This window comes from Methylobacterium sp. A54F (assembly GCF_053346035.1).
Window position 1 is genome coordinate 64,690 of record NZ_JBKFBF010000009.1, and the last position, 15,807, is coordinate 80,496.

Here is a 15,807-nt window from a genome sequence, read left to right on the forward strand (position 1 = left end):
GCCGGCCGCCCGCGGGGGCGGCCCGGCGCTCACTCTACATGGGTGCGAACATAGCGGGAACCCAGGCCCGTCAGGATCTCGTAGCCGATGGTGCCGGCGGCCCGCCCGACCGCGTCGATGTCGAGGCCGTCGCCGATCAGCGTGGCGGTCGCGCCGCGCCGGGCCTCGGGGGCCTCGGTGACGTCGAGGATGATTAGGTCCATCGAGATCAGGCCGAGGATCGGGCAGGCCACCCCGCCGACGAGGGCCCGGCCGGCCCCGCTCGCCGAGCGCGGGTAGCCGTCGGCGTAGCCGAGGCTGAGGGTCGCGAGGCGGCGCGGGCCCGGTGCCGTCCAGCGGGCGTTGTAGCCGGCGGTCTCCCCCGCGGCGACGTCGCGCACCTGGGCGATGGCGGCCTCGAGGCGCACCACAGGCCGCATCGGGTTCGGGCGGCCGGGCGTCGGGTTGCCGCCGAACAACGCGTAGCCCGGCCGCAGCAGATCGTGGTGGGCGTGGGCGCCGAGGAAGATGCCCGATGAGTTGGCGAAGGAGCCCGGCACCCCCGGGAACGCGGCCCGGACCCGCGCGAAGTCCGCGGCCTGCCGCGCGTTGATCGCGTCCCCGGGGCGCTCGGCGCTGACGAGGTGGGTCATCACGAGATCGATGCCCGCCCGCGCGACGAGCGCCTCGCCCGCGAGGTCCAGCGCCTCGGCCACCGAGAGGCCGAGGCGGTTCATGCCCGTGTCGACGTGGAGCGCGGCCGGATGGCGCCCCTCGGCGGCCTCGGCCCACTCGGCGAGTTCCGCCGGCGACCCGAGCACCGGGCGCAGGCCGGCCTCGCGGTAGGCCGCCCCGGTGCCGGGCAGGAGGCCGTTGAGCACGTAGATCACCGCGTCCGGCAGGAGGCCGCGCAGGCACAGGGCCTCGCCGAGATGCGCGACGAAGAAGGTCCGGCAGCCCGCCCGCCACAGGGCCGGGCCCACCGCCCCGAGGCCGCAGCCGTAGGCGTCGGCCTTGATCACCGCCGCGCAGGCGCTGCCGGGCGCCTCGGCGCCGAGGCGCCGCCAGTTCCCGGCGACCGCGCCGAGGTCGACGGTGAGGCGGGCGCCGTGGGGCACCGGCATCGGCTGTGCAGGATCGGTGGGGATGGTCAGGCGTCCTGCTCGCTCGGCGGCCAGGGGATCGGCCGGTTCATGATCGTGTCGAAGTCGTAGGGACATGCGGCCGGAAAGGTGTCCTCGTCGAGGCCGGTCTCGGCCACTGCCTCGAGGCGGGCATCGCCGTAGGCTTCCGTGAGGGCCTGGGACAGCCGGCCCTTCACGCCGGGGTGCCGGTCGAGCGTCTTCTCGACGGTGCGTCGGCCGGCGCGGATCGAGAGTGTCCAGCTTCGCGTGCGCCGGGCCGGCTGATGGTCCCACTTCAGCAGGTGCATGAGGGTGATGCGGAGCGCGCTCTCCAGCCGATTGTAGATCTCGTTGCCCAAGTCCTCGATCTCCTCGGCGAGATTCAGCGCGTCGAGGGACGAGAACGCACCCCGCCGCAGGTGCTGAGCCTGCGCGAAGGCCCAGGCGTAGAGGTCGAGGCCGTAGATGTCCGGTCGGTGCCGCGCCCGGGCGGCCGCCGCGAGGCGCCGGGCGATCGCTTCGGCCCGCCGGGCGCCCGGCGCTGCCGTCATGAGCGCCGCGAGGTAGGTCCCCGCCGGTGAGCCGTCCGGACCCACGTCGCTCACCCGCGGCAGGATTGAAGCGAGGGCTATCGGGCGCCCCGCCGCCGCGAGCTCGCCAGCCACCTCGAACACGCCGCGATGCAGCCGCTCGGTGAAATCCTCGCCGCGCAGGATCTCGGCGACCGTCCGGTAGATCGTCGGATCGGCGAGGAGAAGGCCGACGAGCTGCCGCTCGCCCTCGAAGACGTCGCTCAGGTCCGGCGGGTCGATCGGCCGACTCTTCGTCGCAAGGGCCACGTCGCGTCTCCCTCGGATGGGCAGGCCCGACCCTATCACATCCGGTCGGGCATCCGGTCGTCCTGGGCGAGGTTCGAGAAGCGCGTGATGTTGGCGTCGAACTGCAGCTCCACGGTGCCGGTGGGGCCGTGGCGCTGCTTGCCGAGGATCACCTCGGCCTTGCCGTGCACGCGGTTCATCTCCGCCTCCCAGGCGAAGAACTCCTCGGTGCCCTCGCGGGGCTTCTTGTTGTTGACGTAGTACTCCTCGCGGAACACGAACATCACCACGTCGGCGTCCTGCTCGATCGAGCCCGATTCACGCAGGTCCGAGAGCTGCGGGCGCTTGTCGTCGCGGTTCTCCACCTGGCGGGAGAGCTGGGACAGGGCGATGATCGGCACCGACAGCTCCTTGGCGAGCGCCTTCATGCCGGTGGTGATCTCGGTCATCTCCTGCACGCGGTTCTCGCCCTTCTTGGAGGAGCCCGAGAGGAGCTGCAGGTAGTCGACGATGAGGAGGTCGAGGCCCTTCTGGCGTTTCAGGCGCCGGGCGCGGGCGGCGAGCTGCGCAATCGAGATGCCGCCCGTCTGGTCGATGTAGAACGGGATGGTCTGCATGTCCCGGGCGGCGTCCGTGATCTTGTAGAAGTCGTCCGGGCTGATGTCGCCGCGGCGGATCTTGTAGGAGGGCACGCCCGACTGCTCGGCGATGATGCGGGTGGCGAGCTGCTCGGCCGACATTTCCAGCGAGAAGAACCCGACGATGCCGCCGTTCTTGGTCTGGATGGTGCCGTCCGGCTGCTTCTCGCCCTGGTAGGCCTTGGCGATGTTGAAGGCGATGTTCGTCACGAGCGAGGTCTTGCCCATGGCCGGGCGGCCCGCGAGGATGATCAGGTCCGAGGGCTGCAGGCCGCCCATCTTGGCGTCGAGGTCCGACAGGCCGGTGGCGATGCCCGAGAGCTTGCCGTCGCGCTGGTAGGCCTTCGCGGCCATGTCCACGGCCGCCGTGAGCGCGTCCGAGAACTTCTGGAAGCCCCCGTCGTACTTGCCCGATTCGGCGAGCTCGTAGAGGCGCCGCTCGGTCGCCTCGATCTGGTCGCGGGGCGCGGCCTCCACGGGCGCCTCGTAGGCCCCGTTCACGAGGTCCTCGCCGATGGTGATGAGGCGGCGGCGGATCGCGAGGTCGTAGATGGTGCGGCCGTACTCGCCGGCGTTGATCACCGTGGTGGCGTCGGCGGCGAGCCGCGCGAGGTACTGCATCACGGTCTGGCCGCCGAAATCGGCGTCGCCCAGGTAGGTCTTGAGCGTGATCGGGGTGGCGAGCTTGCCCTGCTTGATGAGCTGGGACGCCACCTGGAAGATCTGCTGGTGGGCGGCCTCCATGAAGTGCTCAGAGAGCAGGAAGTCCGAGACGCGGTAGTAGGCGTCGTTGTTCACCAGGATGGCGCCGATCAGCGCCTGCTCGGCATCGATGTTGTGGGGCGCGACGCGGTACTCGGCCTGCACCGCTTCGAGCTTCGCCGTCAGGGCGTTCGGCAGGACCATCGGGCTTTGCTCCGCTCGCGGCCGGGCCTCTGTCGAGCCGGCGCGCATCCTCGTGTCCGGCCACCATGGCACCGGCCTGGTTGACCGATGCTTATCCGGTCGCCCGACTCGGCTGGAGTCCCATGCTGGAACATATGAGGAACAAGTCAACCCCGGGGGTGGAGCGTCCCCGGTATCCACCGGGCCGGGCCCGGGTGGCGCGTGGCGGCAGGCGGCTCAAGGACCGGTGCCCCGGCCCCGCGGGCAGAATGGGGTCCCGGGCCGCTGGACGCGGCCCGGGATGCAGCGGACGCTCAGGCCTCGTCGCCCTCGCCGCCCTCGGCGAGGGCCGCGCCGACCTCCAGGCCGAGGTCGTCGAGGTTGAACGCCTCGCGCTCGGTCACCGACTCGCCGCGCGCCTGGCGCTCGGCCTCCTCGGGGCTGCGGGCGACGTTGACGGTGATCGTCACGTCGACCTCGGGGTGCAGCACCACCGGCACCGTGTGGAGGCCGAGCGTCTTGATCGGCTGGTTGAGCGTGAACTGGCCGCGCTCGACGCTGAAGCCCTCCTTGGTCACGACCTCGGCGAGGTCGCGGGTCGAGACGGAGCCGTAGAGCACGCCGGTCTCGCCGGACTGGCGGATGAGCACGAAGCTCTGGCCGTTCAGCTTCTCGGCGACGCCCTCGGCGTCCTTGCGGCGCTCGAGGTTGCGCGTCTCGAGCTGCGCGCGCTGCGTCTCGAAGTGCTTCTTGTTGCTGTCCGTGGCGCGCAGCGCCTTGCCGCGGGGCAGCAGGAAGTTGCGGGCGAAGCCCGGCTTCACGTTCACGGTCTCGCCCATCTGGCCGAGCTTGGCGACGCGCTCGAGGAGGATGACTTCCATGGTCTCGGGTCCTTTGCTGAGGGTTCAGAGTGTGCCGGCGCCGCCGCGGGGGCGGCGTCGGTCGAGGGCTGTGTCGGCGAGGCCGAACAGGGTCAGCGCGAACAGGGCGACGCCCTGGGTCACGAAGAGGATGAGGTAGAGGCCGAGCAGCAGGGCGGGGCGCCCGGTCCGGCCGCGGCTGCGGTCGTGGAAGGCGCACAGCCCCTGGAGCGCGAATGCGGCGCTGAGCGCTCCCCCGAGGGCGAGGCCGAGGACGCCGGGGTAGCCCGGCACGAAGCTGAGGGCGATGGCGGCGGCGAACAGGCCGAGAGTCCCGCGCGGCATCACCGTGGCGGGCAGGTCCGGCCAGGGCCGCGGCAGGCGCCCGGAGACCTGCACGATGCGGGCGGAGGCCCACAGGTAGAAGGTCAGCAGCAGGGTGAGGCCGTGCGTGGCGAAAGCCGGCACCACCCGGGCGAGCGCGGCGCCGACCTCGGCCTGCGCGCTGCCCTCGGGCTGCGCCTCTCCGGCCGGCGCGGCGGGCGCCTCGCCGGGGGTCTCGCCCGCTGGCTTGCCCGAGGTCTCGGGGGCTTCGCTCCGCTGGGCGGGTGCGGCCGCGCCGCGGTTCTGCATGCGCAGGACCGAGCGGCCCATGTCGCGCAGCTGCGCGTCGAAGGCGTCGTAGCTCGGCGAGGCGATCACCGCGATGGCCATGAAGGCGAGAGCCGCCGTCGTCGCGATCCAGCCGAGCAGGCGGCCGGTCGGGTACCATTCGAGCACCCCGTCCGCGCGCGGCCGGCCGAGGAGCGTCAGGTAGGCGAGCCACCAGGCGGGCAGGGCGAGGTAGGCGCCGTAGCCGAGGCCGAGGAATGGCTGGACGACCAGGGCGAGGGCGATGCTGCCGGTGGCGGCGGCCGCGAGGGCGGCCTTGTGGCTCCAGCCGAGGCCGACGATGAGGATCGGCAGGGGCGCCAGGAGGTAGAGCAGGATCGCGAGCGGCGTCGCCTTCAGCAGGACGCCGAACAGGAGGGCGGAGACGAGGCCCGCGCCGATGCCGATGCCGAGGTACTGAGCCATGATCTCTCGCTGTCCCGCTGCCCGTCGCGGGCAGGGTTAGGGGCGGAAGCGCCCCAGCGCGTTGGGGGAAAGCCCCGGCCGCTAGGACGGCCGGGAGTGCCCCGGCCGCCGAGGCGGCCGGGGTCCGATTCCTACTTGATGACGTAGGGGAGCAGGCCGAGGAAGCGCGAGCGCTTGATCGCCTGGGCGAGCTCGCGCTGCTTCTTGGCCGACACCGCGGTGATGCGGCTCGGGACGATCTTGCCGCGCTCCGAGACGTAGCGGGACAGGAGCTTCACGTCCTTGTAGTCGATCTTCGGCGCATTGGCGCCGGAGAACGGGCAGGTCTTGCGACGACGGAAGAACGGACGACGGCCACCGCCGCCACCACCAGCACCGAAAGCCATGACTTAGTTCTCCCCACCGAAGCTGCGCTCGGGCCGGTCGCCGCGGTCACCCCGGTCGCCGCGATCCCCACGGTCGCGGTCGCCGCCGAAGCCGCCGCCACCGAAGCCGTCGTCGTCACGACGGCGGCCGCGCTCGCGGTCCTTGCGGTCGTCGCGGTCGCGCTTCTGCATCATCGCCGACGGCTCGGCTTCGAGCTCCTCGACGCGGATCGTCATGAAGCGGAGCACGTCCTCGGAGATCTGCATCTGGCGCTCCATCTCGGCGAGCGCCGCCGGGGGAGCCTCGATGTTGAGGAGCGTGAAGTGCGCCTTGCGGTTCTTCTTGATGCGGTAGGCGAGGGACTTGACGCCCCACATCTCGATCTTCTCGACCTTGCCGCCGTTCTGCTCGAGGACGCCCTTGTAGGTCTCGACCATCGTCTCGACCTGCTGGGACGTCACATCCTGGCGCGCCAGGAAGACGTGTTCGTAAAGAGGCATGTGCGGGCCCTTGTGGATGTCCGTGGCCCTGCCGGCCGCGCGGGAGGCGCGGGACCGATCGGGCCGGTTCGTTCACGCGTGCCCGGCGCCAAGCCCTTCGAGCCGTGATGACAGGCCCGAGCGGTTGATCGAAGGCGGAGACACGGGACGACGGGACGTTTGGCCTCTCGGCCGACCCTGTGCCGCGAGCGGCACCGTCCGTTCAGCCCCCGGCCGGAGCGAACGTGAGGCGCGGCGCATAGCCGACATTTCCCGCCCTGGCAAGGTCAGGGGGCGCGGGCCGGGGGATCACCCTCAGCGCAGCGAGCCCGCGATCGCCTGCTGGATCCCGAGGACGTTGGCGCCCCGCCGGAGGGTGCGCTGGATCGGCTCCGGCCGGCCCGAGACCCAGATCTTGAGCTCCGTGTCGAGGTCGAAGCTGCCCGCCGTCTCCACCGAGAACGAGGTGATCGCCCGGTAGGGGACCGTGAGGTACTCGACCTTGCGGCCCGTGAGGCCCTGCCGGTCGATCAGGATCAGGCGCCGGTCGGTGAAGACGAACAGGTCGCGGATCACCTTGAAGGCGACCCGCACCGGCTCGCCCTCGGTGAGGATGCCGGCGAGCTGCGCGTCCACCTCGCCGGGCGCGAGGTCGCTGCCGTGGCCGAGAAGTCCGTCGAGAATGCCCATGCGCCGCTCCCCTCAAGGTTTCGGGCAGGATGTGGGGAGCCGCGCCGCGCTTCCAACGGCCGCCGCAACCCGTTAGACCGCCCGGACAGCCCCGAGATCCCGCCCATGACCGCGTCCTCCCTGCGCCTCGGCGTCAACATCGATCACGTCGCCACCGTGCGGAACGCCCGCGGCGGCGCCTACCCGGACCCGGTGCGGGCGGCGCTGATCGCGGTCGAGGCCGGGGCGGACGGCATCACCGCGCACCTGCGGGAGGACCGGCGCCACATCCGGGACGGCGACATCGCGGCGCTCAAGGACCGGCTCACCGTGCCGCTGAACTTCGAGATGGCCGCGACCGACGAGATGATCGGCATCGCCCTGCGCGTGCGCCCCCACGCCGCCTGCCTCGTCCCCGAGAAGCGCGAGGAGCGCACCACCGAGGGCGGCCTCGACATCGTCGGGGCCCGCGCGCACCTCGCCCCCCGCATCGCGCGCCTGAACGAGGCGGGCATCCGGGTCTCCCTCTTCGTGGAGCCGGACGAGGCCGTGATGGAGGCCGCCCACGCCCTCGGCGCACCGGTGGTCGAACTGCATACCGGCAGCTACTGCGAGGCGGTGGTCGAGGCGAACGAGGGCAGGGTGGGCCACGAACTCGACCGCATCACCCGCGCGGCCGCCCACGGCGCCCGCCTCGGGCTCGAGGTCCACGCGGGCCACGGCCTCACGCTCGACAGCGTCGGCCCGGTCGCCCGGCTGCCGCAGATCCGCGAGCTCAACATCGGGCACGCCCTCATCGCGGAGGCGATCTTCGTCGGCCTCGCGCAGGCGGTGCGGGACATGCGTGCCGCGATGGACGCGGCCCGCGCCGGCGCCGTGCCCGCATGATCGTCGGCATCGGCTCGGACCTCTGCGACATCCGCCGCATCGAGAAGTCGCTCGCCCGCTTCGGGGACCGTTTCACCGCCCGCGTGTTCACGCTGGGGGAGCGGGCGAAGTGCGACCGCCGCGCCGCCCGCGCACCCTCCTACGCCCGCCGCTTCGCCGCCAAGGAGGCCTGCGCCAAGGCCCTCGGCACCGGCCTCAGCCACGGGGTGTTCTGGCGGGACATGGAGGTCGTGAACCTGCCCGGCGGCAAGCCCACCCTGCGGCTGAGCGGGGGCGCCCTCGCGCGCCTCAACGCGCTGATCCCGCAGGGCCACGAGGCGCGCCTGCACATCACCCTCACGGACGAGCCCCCGCTCGCTCAGGCGTTCGTGATCATCGAGGCGGTGCCGCCCGGCACCCCGGCGCTTTAGCCGGCGGTCCTGACGCGTTGCGGGGTCGGCCCGCTTGGTCTAGACCGCCGCACGCAGCTTTCAGGTTGCGGCGCCGGAATCCACGCCGCTCGGCGACGGGCCGTCCGGCCCGGACGGCCGTGGGCGGAGCGCCAGGGGCGGCCGGGGGGTGTACCGAGCCGGGGACGATCGAACCGATGGAACGCGCGCACGTGGATCACGAGACCAAGCACGAGATCCGGTCCACGCCGGGCGGCACGGCCGGCGGCACCTGGGCCAGCATCCGCGAGACCCTGAAGGTCGGCATCCAGGCGCTGCTCATCGCGCTCGTCGTGCGCACGCTGCTGTTCCAGCCCTTCAACATCCCCTCCGGCTCGCTGGTGCCGACGCTGCTGATCGGCGACTACCTGTTCGTTTCGAAGTACTCCTACGGGTACTCGAAGTACTCGCTGCCGCTGAGCGAATACATTCCCATCAAGGGCGAGGGCCGGATCTGGGGCGCCGAGCCGAAGCGCGGCGACATCGCGGTGTTCAAGCTGCCCAAGGACAACGCGACCGACTACATCAAGCGCGTGATCGGCCTGCCCGGCGACAAGATCCAGGTGATCGACGGCGTGCTCAACATCAACGGCAAGGCGGTGAAGCGCGAGCGCATCGCCGATTACGAGACGATCGACCCCTACGGCCAGGCCACGAAGGTCCCGCAGTACATGGAGACGCTGCCGAACGGCGTCGTCCACCGCGTGATCGAGCGCGACGGCGACAACGGCTTCTGGGACAAGACCGAGCTCTACACCGTGCCGCCCGGCCACTTCTTCATGATGGGCGACAACCGCGACAACTCCACCGATTCGCGCGACCTCGCCAATGTCGGCTACGTGCCGTTCGAGAACCTCGTCGGCCGCGCCGAGATGATCTTCTTCTCGATCGACGAGGGCACGCCCGCCTGGCAGATCTGGAACTGGCCCGCCAAGGTGCGCTGGGGCCGGCTGTTCAGCGCCATCCACTGAGGATCGCGGCCGTGACCGACGCCGCGCGTCCCTCCAGCCGCGCGCGGCGCGCCCATCAGCCGAAGCCCACGCTCGCGGTGCTCGAGGAGCGGATCGGGCACGCCTTCGCGGACCGGGCCCTGCTGGAGCGGGCGCTCACCCACGTCAGCAAGGCGAGCGGGCGCGTCGGCAGCTACCAGCGCCTGGAGTTCCTCGGCGACCGCGTGCTCGGCCTCGCCATCGCCGACGGCCTCTACGCGGCCTTCCCGGACGCCGACGAGGGCGAACTCTCCCGGCGCCTCGCGGGGCTCGTCCGGCGCGAGACCTGCGCGGCGGTCGCGGCGGCCTGGGAGGTCGGGCCCCACCTCATCCTCGGCCCCGGCGAGGTGATGAGCGGCGGCCGGCGCAACCAGACCATCCTGGCCGACGTCTGCGAGGCGATCCTCGGCGCGGTCTTCCTCGACGCCGGCTACGCGGCGGCCCAGGCCGTCGTCGCGGCGGCCTTCCGCCCCGCCGAGCTGACCGGCGCCCCGCGCGGCCGGGACGCGAAGTCCGCCCTGCAGGAATGGGCGATGAGCCGGAGCCTGCCGATCCCGGCCTACGAGGTGGTGGAGCGCACCGGGCCGGACCACGCCCCGGTGTTCCGCATCGCGGTGCGCGTCGCCGGGATCGAGCCCGGCCTCGGGGAGGGCTCCTCGAAGCGCCTCGCCGAGCAGGAGGCGGCCCGCATCGTCCTGCGCCGCGAGGGCATCGTGGCGCCCGGGAGCCCGGACGGGGCGCCGGCGGTTGACAGCGAGGCCGGCGGTGCCGGCCCGGGAACGGAAGCATGATGGCGCGCGAGCCGCACGACGAACCGGACGCGGAGTTCGAGGACGAGGAGGCCGGCCCGGCGCTGCCGCTGATCCCGCCGCTGCCCGCCATGCCGGCCGACGCGCGGGCGGGCTTCGTCGCCCTCATCGGCGTGCCGAACGCGGGCAAGTCGACGCTCCTCAACAGCCTTGTCGGCACCAAGGTCTCGATCGTCTCCCGCAAGGTGCAGACGACGCGGGCGCTCGTGCGCGGCATCCTCATGGAGGGGCCGGCCCAGGTCGTGCTCGTCGACACGCCCGGCATCTTCGCGCCCAAGCGCCGCCTCGACCGGGCCATGGTGCACTCGGCCTGGAGCGGCGCGGCCGACGCCGACGCGATCGCCCTGCTGATCGACGCCCGCAAGGGCGTCGACGCGGAGGTCGAGGCCCTCCTCGGGCGCCTGCCCGAGGTGAAGCGCCCGCGGGTGCTCGTCCTGAACAAGATCGACCTGATCCCGCGCGAGAAGCTCCTTGCCCTGGCCTCGAGCCTGAACGAGCGCCTCGCCTTCACGCACACCTTCATGATCTCGGCGCTCAACGGCGATGGCGTGGAGGACCTGAAGCGGACGCTCGCCGGCATGATGCCGCCCGGTCCCTGGCTCTACCCCGAGGATCAGGTCTCGGATGCGCCGATCCGGATGCTCGCCGCCGAGATCACGCGGGAGAAGATCTACGACCGCCTGCACGAGGAACTGCCCTACCGCTCCACCGTCGAGACCGACCAGTGGGAGGTTCGCCCGGACGGGTCCGTACGCATCGAGCAGACGATCTTCGTGGAGCGCGAGAGCCAGCGCTCGATCGTGCTCGGCAAGGCCGGCCAGACCATCAAGGCGATCGGGCAGGCGGCCCGCATCGAGATCGCCGAGGTGGCCGAAGCCCGCGTCCACCTTTTCCTGCACGTGAAGGTCCGCGAGAACTGGGCGGACGACCCGGCCCGCTACCGCGAGATGGGCCTGGAATTCCCACGGGGCTAGCGCCCGTCCCCGTCAACCGCCGCGCTCCCCGCCCTCGTCGCGGGGCAGGGTACGGCCCACTTCATCGACCCACACGCCGATGCCAAGCCCCAACCACGCCGTCTATGGCCTGCCCCCGGCCGAGCTCGCCACCGTGCCGGACGATGCGATCCAGGTCTCGCCCCTCCTGCCCGGGTCGGAGCGCCTGGAGGACCTCGCGCCCGCGAGCCTCGACGCCGTCACGCTGCTGGCGCCCCCCGGCACCGTGGAGCGGCGCTACGCCCTCGCCCTCGCGCTGCGGGCGCTGCGTCCGGGCGGCGCATTCCTGGCGCTTGCCCCGAAGGACCGGGGCGGCGCCCGCCTCGGCCGGGAGATCACCGACCTCGCCGCCCCGCCCGCCGAGGAGGCCCGGCGCCACCACCGCATCTGCCGCCTCAGCCGGCCGGCGGGCGAGCTGCCGCTCGCCGAGGCGATCGCCGCGGGCGCTCCGCGCCACATCGAGAACCTGTCGGCCTGCACGCAGCCGGGGGTGTTCGCCTGGGACCGGCTCGACCCCGGCAGCGCGCTGCTCCTCGCGAACCTGCCCGCCTTGAAGGGACGGGGCGCCGATTTCGGCTGCGGCCTCGGCCTCCTCGCCCGGGCGGTTCTGGCCTCGCCGGAGGTGACGGCACTGACGCTCATCGACCTCGACCGGCGGGCCGTCGACATGGCGGCCCGCAACGTCACGGATCCCCGCGCCGCGATACGTTGGGCCGACCTGCGCGAGCCCGATCCCGGCCTCGCCCGCCTCGACTTCGTGGTGATGAACCCGCCCTTCCACGAGCGGGGGGATGCCGACCACGGCCTCGGCCAGGCCTTCATCCGCCGCGCCGCGGAGTCGCTGCGCCCCGGCGGCACGCTCTGGGTCACCGCGAACGCGCACCTGCCCTACGAGCGCAGCCTCGCCGAGGCCTTCAAGACCGTCACCCCGCGGGCCGCGGCCGGCGGCTACAAGGTCTACGAGGCCCGCAAATGAGTGGTTCGGCGTGAGCAAGGGCACGAGCCTCCGCCTCGACCGGCTGCTCGCCAACCTCGGCTACGGCTCGCGCCGCGAGGTGGCGGCGCTCGCCCGCAACGGACGCGTGGTGCTCGACGGAGCGCCGCTCACCGATGCCGACCGGCGCATCCCGGTGACGCCGGACCTCCCCGAGCGCATGCGCATCGACGGGGACCCGGTCGACCCGCCGCCCGGCCTCGCCCTGCTGCTGCACAAGCCGCTCGGCGTCACCTGCTCCCACAAGGAGGCCGGCCCCCTGGTCTACGGCCTGCTGCCCGAGCGCTGGCGGCGGCGCGACCCGGCGATCTCAACCATCGGGCGCCTGGACAAGGAGACCTCCGGCCTCCTGCTGATGACCGACGACGGGGCGCTGCTGCACCGGATCATCGCGCCGAAGGCGAGCGTCACGAAGCGCTACCAGGTCACCCTGGACCGGCCGCTCACGGGCCGCGAGGGCGCGATCTTCGCCTCCGGAACCCTGATGCTGGAGGGCGAGGAGCGGCCCCTACTGCCCGTCCCCCTCGACGTCCACGACGACACGCACGCGGCCGTGACGCTCACGGAGGGACGCTACCATCAGGTCCGCCGGATGTTCGCGGCGGTCGGCAACCACGTCACGGCGCTGCACCGCGACCGCGTCGGCGGCCTCGACCTGCCCGCCGACCTCGACGCGGGCGCGTATCGCCTGCTCGGCGCTGCGGAGATCGACCGAATCTTCGCCGCGGCCTGAGGGTCCGGCGACTCAGATGCCGGATCCCGGTCAGGCCTTCTTGGACTCCTCCTCGAGGCGCCCGAACAGGTCGCGCAGGTCGATTCTGTCCGTCCCGTCGAGACCGGCAGCCGTGAACAACGCCTCGGTCAGGGTCTCACCGAGGCCGCGGTAGTTCTCGAAATCGCTCTCGGTGAAGAACTGGTTGAGCGTCGGCTCGTGCGGGAAGGCCTCGCGCCGCACCTTTCCGGCCGCGATGGTGATGGGCAGGTCGTCGGGCAGGTAGGGCTTGAGGAAGACGAGGCGTCCTTCCGCGGCCGGCAGGCCGTCCCGCGCCGGATAGCTGATCCAGGCGAGGGCGCCGATCTGCGCCAGGGCCTTCTCCTTCGCCTTGATGGGCGGCGCGAAGGTCACCGCGATGCCGAGGTCGATCGCCGCGAACTGCAGCGCCCGGCCGAGATCCTCGTAGCCGTAATCCGCGTCCTGTCCCGCATCGACGGCGACGATCAGGTCGCAGCGGCGGCGCAGCATCTCGTAGAGGCCGAGATTGTCGAAGTGTCCGCCGTCCGAGAGGTAGACGAAGTCGCCGTCGTCGCGGGAGCGGCCGGTCAGCTCGGAGAGGAGGGCCCGTACTGCGTTCCGCGGCCCGCCGCGCCGCATGTCCCTCGGGATGAGCCCGGCGCCGGGATTCGGCAGCCAGGCCCCGAGGCGGACGTTGAACAGCGTCATCACGAAGGCCGTCAGGGCTGAAGAGTGGTAGCCCATGTTCGGGCTCGCCGCCGCACCCGAGATCGTCATCGCCGTGCCGAGGCTGATGCCCTTCTTCCTGTCGTCGAGCCCGGTCTGGCGTTCCTCGCCCGCGTAGATCTTTGTCCGCACATAGGCGCCCTTGATGGGGTCCTTGGCAGGATCCTTGGTGGCCCCGGCAGGCCGCCGGCCGAGCTGGGCCGAGCCGCAGTGCATGGGCGTGATCGTGAAGGAATCGGCCTTGCGCGCGGCGTAGGCCGGGTCGAACCCCTTCGTCCGGTTGAGAGCGACGTTGATCACCGGGAACAGCCGCCGCGGCGCGCGGCGCGCGAAGGCGTCCCGGACCCGGAGGTTGTCGAGGGGGTCGAACCCCGTGAATCGGTCCGGACGCTTGTCGGCGGGCCTGCGCGCCGAGCCCAGGAAGCCGCGGATCAGGCGGCTGCGGTAGACGGCGTGCATCGAGAAGCGGTTCAGGTTGATCAGGCTGCCGAGCCAGAAGGCCAGCCCGGCGGCGCCGAGAGTGAGCAGGATGGCCACGGTCGCGATCGGCCTCATCGCGAGCGGCTGGTCGGGCCCGGCGGGCCATAGCAGGGCGATGCGGCCGATCCCCACCGCCGTCCCGTGCCCGATCAGCACGAGGAGTGCGCCCCCGAACAGGACGATGCCGAGGTTCGTGAGGAGCGCGAGCGGCACTTGGCGCCCCTTCGCCTCCGGTCCCCGGGCCGCGAAGGCCGTCATCGCGCTGCGCCCGAGCCAGGCGACGAGGCCGCCCGACGCGACGCCGCCCCCGGCGAGGGCGGCGATCCCCTTGTCGGTCCACGCGGTGAGGTGCGAGCCTCCGATCACCACGACGACTCCGAGGAGGCAGGCGGCCAGAACGACGACGAGCTTCGTCCCGTTGAGCCGCGCGAGCCACTCCCGGTCGAGGTCGCTGCGCAGGCCGGCCCGCCGCAGGGCGACGAACACGGTGGTGCGCAGCGCCTCGGCGAGGGCGACCCAGAGCGGCCCCGCGAGGGCGAGCCAGTAGATGTCGAGGTCCTTGGCCGCCCAGATGCCCCACCAGAGGAGGCCCGCGGAGACGAGGGCGCTCGTGACCCAGGGCAGGAAGCCCTTTCGGAACAGCTTGACGTGCCAGTGGTAGGCCTTCTTGTCCATCTCCGCGTCGCCCGTCCGGTAGGGCCTGCTCGCCTCCCAGGCGAAGGCGATGCCGTAGGCGAACAGGCAGGCCGCGAGGCCGAGGAGGGGCAGGAACGCGAATTCCAGGTCCGTCCAGGTCCGGGTCTCGGCGATCGGCGGAACACAGACGGCGGGCTCGGGAACAGCGGGGCAGGCGGCCCGGGCCTCGACGAGCGCGCGGCTCGCGGCGTGCGCCGCGGCGGCGACGAGGGCGGAGTCGTCGGTGGCGCCCGCCGGGCAGGCGGCCGGCGCCGCGGCGCAGGCGGGCTTCGGCCGGGTGCCGAACACGTCGTGCAGGGGGGCGGTGTGATGATCGGAGAAGATGCGCGGCGCCGCGGCCATCGGGACGGCGAAGCACCAGAGGAGGATCGGCAGGATGATCCGCCACCGCACCTGACCCGCGTCGGGCCCGAAGGTCTGGGCCGGATCGCCGGGTTTGATCTCGGAGGCCGGCCGATCGGGGTGGCTGTGGCTCGGCACCCCGAGGATCGAGAAGCACGCGGCCGCGAACAGGCCGGCGCCGCCGGCGGCGAGCAGGACGAAGTCGGCCGCTCCATTGAAGCATGCGTCGGCCGGCCCTCTGAGGCCCGCGTCAGTCGCCAATTTGCAGCTGGCGTCGGCCGTCGCGGGAATCAGCGCGGCCGTCAGCGCTACGTAGACGAGCGGCACGCCGACCAGCGCGACGAAGATCGGCAGCAGCACGAACCAGGTGATCAGTGTGTTGCGCAGCCACAGCAGGATCCCGGTCAGGGTGTCGAGGGAGAGCAGGCCGGGCTCCGGCGCCAGGAAGCTCGTGAAGCGCCGCAGCGCGTGCACCCGCCCGCCGGGGCGGTCGCTCTCGGGACCGGCGATGTCCGCTTCCGCCTGCGCGACGCTCGCGGGCCGGCCGGCGGCGGCGGGGTCGTCGCACTGGCTGGCGATCGCCCGGGTCAGCCAGGAGGCGATGTAGCCGCCGCCCGACACGGTGGAGAGGTAGTGGAACTGCTCGAGCAGGCCGCGGCGCGCCAGAGCCTGCAGCACGCCCAGGCAGAACGCGGCGCTGCGCACGCCGCCCCCCGACAGGCACAGGGCGGAGGGCTGCTCGCTCGGCTTGAGCCGCAGCAGGCGACGCTCCCGCCTGAGGACCTGCTCGGTCGTGAAGGGCGTGATCGGCGTCTGCGCGCGGGACATCGCTGCG

The 15,807-nt window shown here is 72.4% G+C and carries 16 protein-coding genes; 7 read left to right on the forward strand and 9 right to left on the reverse strand.

Annotation, left to right across the window (positions count from 1 at the left end):
• Positions 1 to 29 precede the first annotated feature (29 nt).
• From alr to ACLBXP_RS15935, 8 genes are all read right to left on the reverse strand, one after another.
• Positions 30 to 1,103: an alanine racemase gene (alr, locus tag ACLBXP_RS15900; RefSeq protein ID WP_447668703.1), complete on the reverse strand. Its 1,074-nt coding sequence runs from the start codon at positions 1,101 to 1,103 to the stop codon at positions 30 to 32.
• 26 nt (positions 1,104 to 1,129) lie between these two features.
• Positions 1,130 to 1,942 carry a DUF29 family protein gene (locus tag ACLBXP_RS15905; RefSeq protein ID WP_447668704.1) on the reverse strand — a complete coding sequence of 271 codons (813 nt, stop codon included), beginning with the start codon at positions 1,940 to 1,942 and terminating at the stop codon, positions 1,130 to 1,132.
• Positions 1,943 to 1,977: 35 nt separating this feature from the next.
• The gene (locus ACLBXP_RS15910) at positions 1,978 to 3,465 is read right to left on the reverse strand and encodes a replicative DNA helicase (protein ID WP_447668705.1); all 1,488 of its coding nucleotides are present in this window, start codon (positions 3,463 to 3,465) and stop codon (positions 1,978 to 1,980) included.
• A gap of 293 nt (positions 3,466 to 3,758) precedes the next feature.
• Entirely contained in the window at positions 3,759 to 4,325 is a 567-nt protein-coding gene (gene rplI, locus ACLBXP_RS15915; RefSeq protein ID WP_447668706.1) for a 50S ribosomal protein L9, read from the reverse strand.
• A 24-nt stretch (positions 4,326 to 4,349) separates the two neighbouring features.
• Positions 4,350 to 5,381, reverse strand: coding sequence for a hypothetical protein (locus ACLBXP_RS15920; protein WP_447668707.1), 1,032 nt, complete (start codon positions 5,379 to 5,381; stop codon positions 4,350 to 4,352).
• Positions 5,382 to 5,512: 131 nt separating this feature from the next.
• Positions 5,513 to 5,767 (reverse strand): 30S ribosomal protein S18, encoded by a 255-nt coding sequence (rpsR, locus tag ACLBXP_RS15925; protein WP_091948993.1) that lies wholly within the window; start codon positions 5,765 to 5,767, stop codon positions 5,513 to 5,515.
• A 3-nt stretch (positions 5,768 to 5,770) separates the two neighbouring features.
• The gene (gene rpsF, locus ACLBXP_RS15930) at positions 5,771 to 6,247 is read right to left on the reverse strand and encodes a 30S ribosomal protein S6 (protein WP_447668708.1); all 477 of its coding nucleotides are present in this window, start codon (positions 6,245 to 6,247) and stop codon (positions 5,771 to 5,773) included.
• 294 nt (positions 6,248 to 6,541) lie between these two features.
• Positions 6,542 to 6,916, reverse strand: a complete 375-nt coding sequence (locus ACLBXP_RS15935) for a PH domain-containing protein (RefSeq protein WP_447668709.1) — start codon at positions 6,914 to 6,916, stop codon at positions 6,542 to 6,544.
• Positions 6,917 to 7,021: 105 nt separating this feature from the next.
• Between ACLBXP_RS15935 and ACLBXP_RS15940 the strand changes: the two genes are divergently transcribed.
• The 7 genes from ACLBXP_RS15940 to ACLBXP_RS15970 all read left to right on the forward strand — a co-directional run bounded on the left by ACLBXP_RS15940 (position 7,022) and on the right by ACLBXP_RS15970 (position 12,728).
• Positions 7,022 to 7,783, forward strand: coding sequence for a pyridoxine 5'-phosphate synthase (locus ACLBXP_RS15940; protein ID WP_447668710.1), 762 nt, complete (start codon positions 7,022 to 7,024; stop codon positions 7,781 to 7,783).
• Complete coding sequence (acpS, locus tag ACLBXP_RS15945; RefSeq protein ID WP_447668711.1) at positions 7,780 to 8,193, forward strand: holo-ACP synthase; 414 nt, start codon at positions 7,780 to 7,782, stop codon at positions 8,191 to 8,193. Before ACLBXP_RS15940 ends, acpS begins: the two co-directional genes overlap by 4 nt.
• 176 nt (positions 8,194 to 8,369) lie before the next feature.
• Complete coding sequence (lepB, locus tag ACLBXP_RS15950; protein ID WP_447668712.1) at positions 8,370 to 9,182, forward strand: signal peptidase I; 813 nt, start codon at positions 8,370 to 8,372, stop codon at positions 9,180 to 9,182.
• A gap of 11 nt (positions 9,183 to 9,193) precedes the next feature.
• Positions 9,194 to 9,991, forward strand: a complete 798-nt coding sequence (gene rnc / locus ACLBXP_RS15955) for a ribonuclease III (protein WP_447668713.1) — start codon at positions 9,194 to 9,196, stop codon at positions 9,989 to 9,991.
• An 89-nt stretch (positions 9,992 to 10,080) separates the two neighbouring features.
• Positions 10,081 to 10,983, forward strand: a complete 903-nt coding sequence (gene era / locus ACLBXP_RS15960; protein WP_447668893.1) for a GTPase Era — start codon at positions 10,081 to 10,083, stop codon at positions 10,981 to 10,983.
• 79 nt (positions 10,984 to 11,062) lie between these two features.
• Positions 11,063 to 11,977, forward strand: coding sequence for a class I SAM-dependent methyltransferase (locus tag ACLBXP_RS15965; protein WP_447668714.1), 915 nt, complete (start codon positions 11,063 to 11,065; stop codon positions 11,975 to 11,977).
• 10 nt (positions 11,978 to 11,987) lie between these two features.
• A complete protein-coding gene (locus tag ACLBXP_RS15970) occupies positions 11,988 to 12,728 on the forward strand; it encodes a pseudouridine synthase (protein ID WP_447668715.1) in 741 nt (246 codons plus the stop codon).
• 30 nt (positions 12,729 to 12,758) lie between these two features.
• Here the strand turns inward: ACLBXP_RS15970 and ACLBXP_RS15975 are convergent, their stop codons facing one another.
• Positions 12,759 to 15,800 (reverse strand): patatin-like phospholipase family protein, encoded by a 3,042-nt coding sequence (locus ACLBXP_RS15975; RefSeq protein WP_447668716.1) that lies wholly within the window; start codon positions 15,798 to 15,800, stop codon positions 12,759 to 12,761.
• Between the last annotated feature and the right edge of the window lie 7 nt (positions 15,801 to 15,807).

What these genes read in the sequence shown, in the direction of transcription:
- ACLBXP_RS15910 (WP_447668705.1), bottom strand. Translation starts at nt 3,465, where the DNA reads ATGGTCCTGCCGAACGCCCTGACGGCGAAGCTCGAAGCGGTGCAGGCC.
- alr (WP_447668703.1), bottom strand. Translation starts at nt 1,103, where the DNA reads ATGCCGGTGCCCCACGGCGCCCGCCTCACCGTCGACCTCGGCGCGGTC.
- rpsR (WP_091948993.1), bottom strand. Translation starts at nt 5,767, where the DNA reads ATGGCTTTCGGTGCTGGTGGTGGCGGCGGTGGCCGTCGTCCGTTCTTC.
- era (WP_447668893.1), top strand. Translation starts at nt 10,081, where the DNA reads ATGCCGGCCGACGCGCGGGCGGGCTTCGTCGCCCTCATCGGCGTGCCG.
- ACLBXP_RS15965 (WP_447668714.1), top strand. Translation starts at nt 11,063, where the DNA reads ATGCCAAGCCCCAACCACGCCGTCTATGGCCTGCCCCCGGCCGAGCTC.
- lepB (WP_447668712.1), top strand. Translation starts at nt 8,370, where the DNA reads ATGGAACGCGCGCACGTGGATCACGAGACCAAGCACGAGATCCGGTCC.
- ACLBXP_RS15940 (WP_447668710.1), top strand. Translation starts at nt 7,022, where the DNA reads ATGACCGCGTCCTCCCTGCGCCTCGGCGTCAACATCGATCACGTCGCC.
- rpsF (WP_447668708.1), bottom strand. Translation starts at nt 6,247, where the DNA reads ATGCCTCTTTACGAACACGTCTTCCTGGCGCGCCAGGATGTGACGTCC.
- rplI (WP_447668706.1), bottom strand. Translation starts at nt 4,325, where the DNA reads ATGGAAGTCATCCTCCTCGAGCGCGTCGCCAAGCTCGGCCAGATGGGC.
- acpS (WP_447668711.1), top strand. Translation starts at nt 7,780, where the DNA reads ATGATCGTCGGCATCGGCTCGGACCTCTGCGACATCCGCCGCATCGAG.
- ACLBXP_RS15935 (WP_447668709.1), bottom strand. Translation starts at nt 6,916, where the DNA reads ATGGGCATTCTCGACGGACTTCTCGGCCACGGCAGCGACCTCGCGCCC.
- ACLBXP_RS15975 (WP_447668716.1), bottom strand. Translation starts at nt 15,800, where the DNA reads ATGTCCCGCGCGCAGACGCCGATCACGCCCTTCACGACCGAGCAGGTC.
- ACLBXP_RS15920 (WP_447668707.1), bottom strand. Translation starts at nt 5,381, where the DNA reads ATGGCTCAGTACCTCGGCATCGGCATCGGCGCGGGCCTCGTCTCCGCC.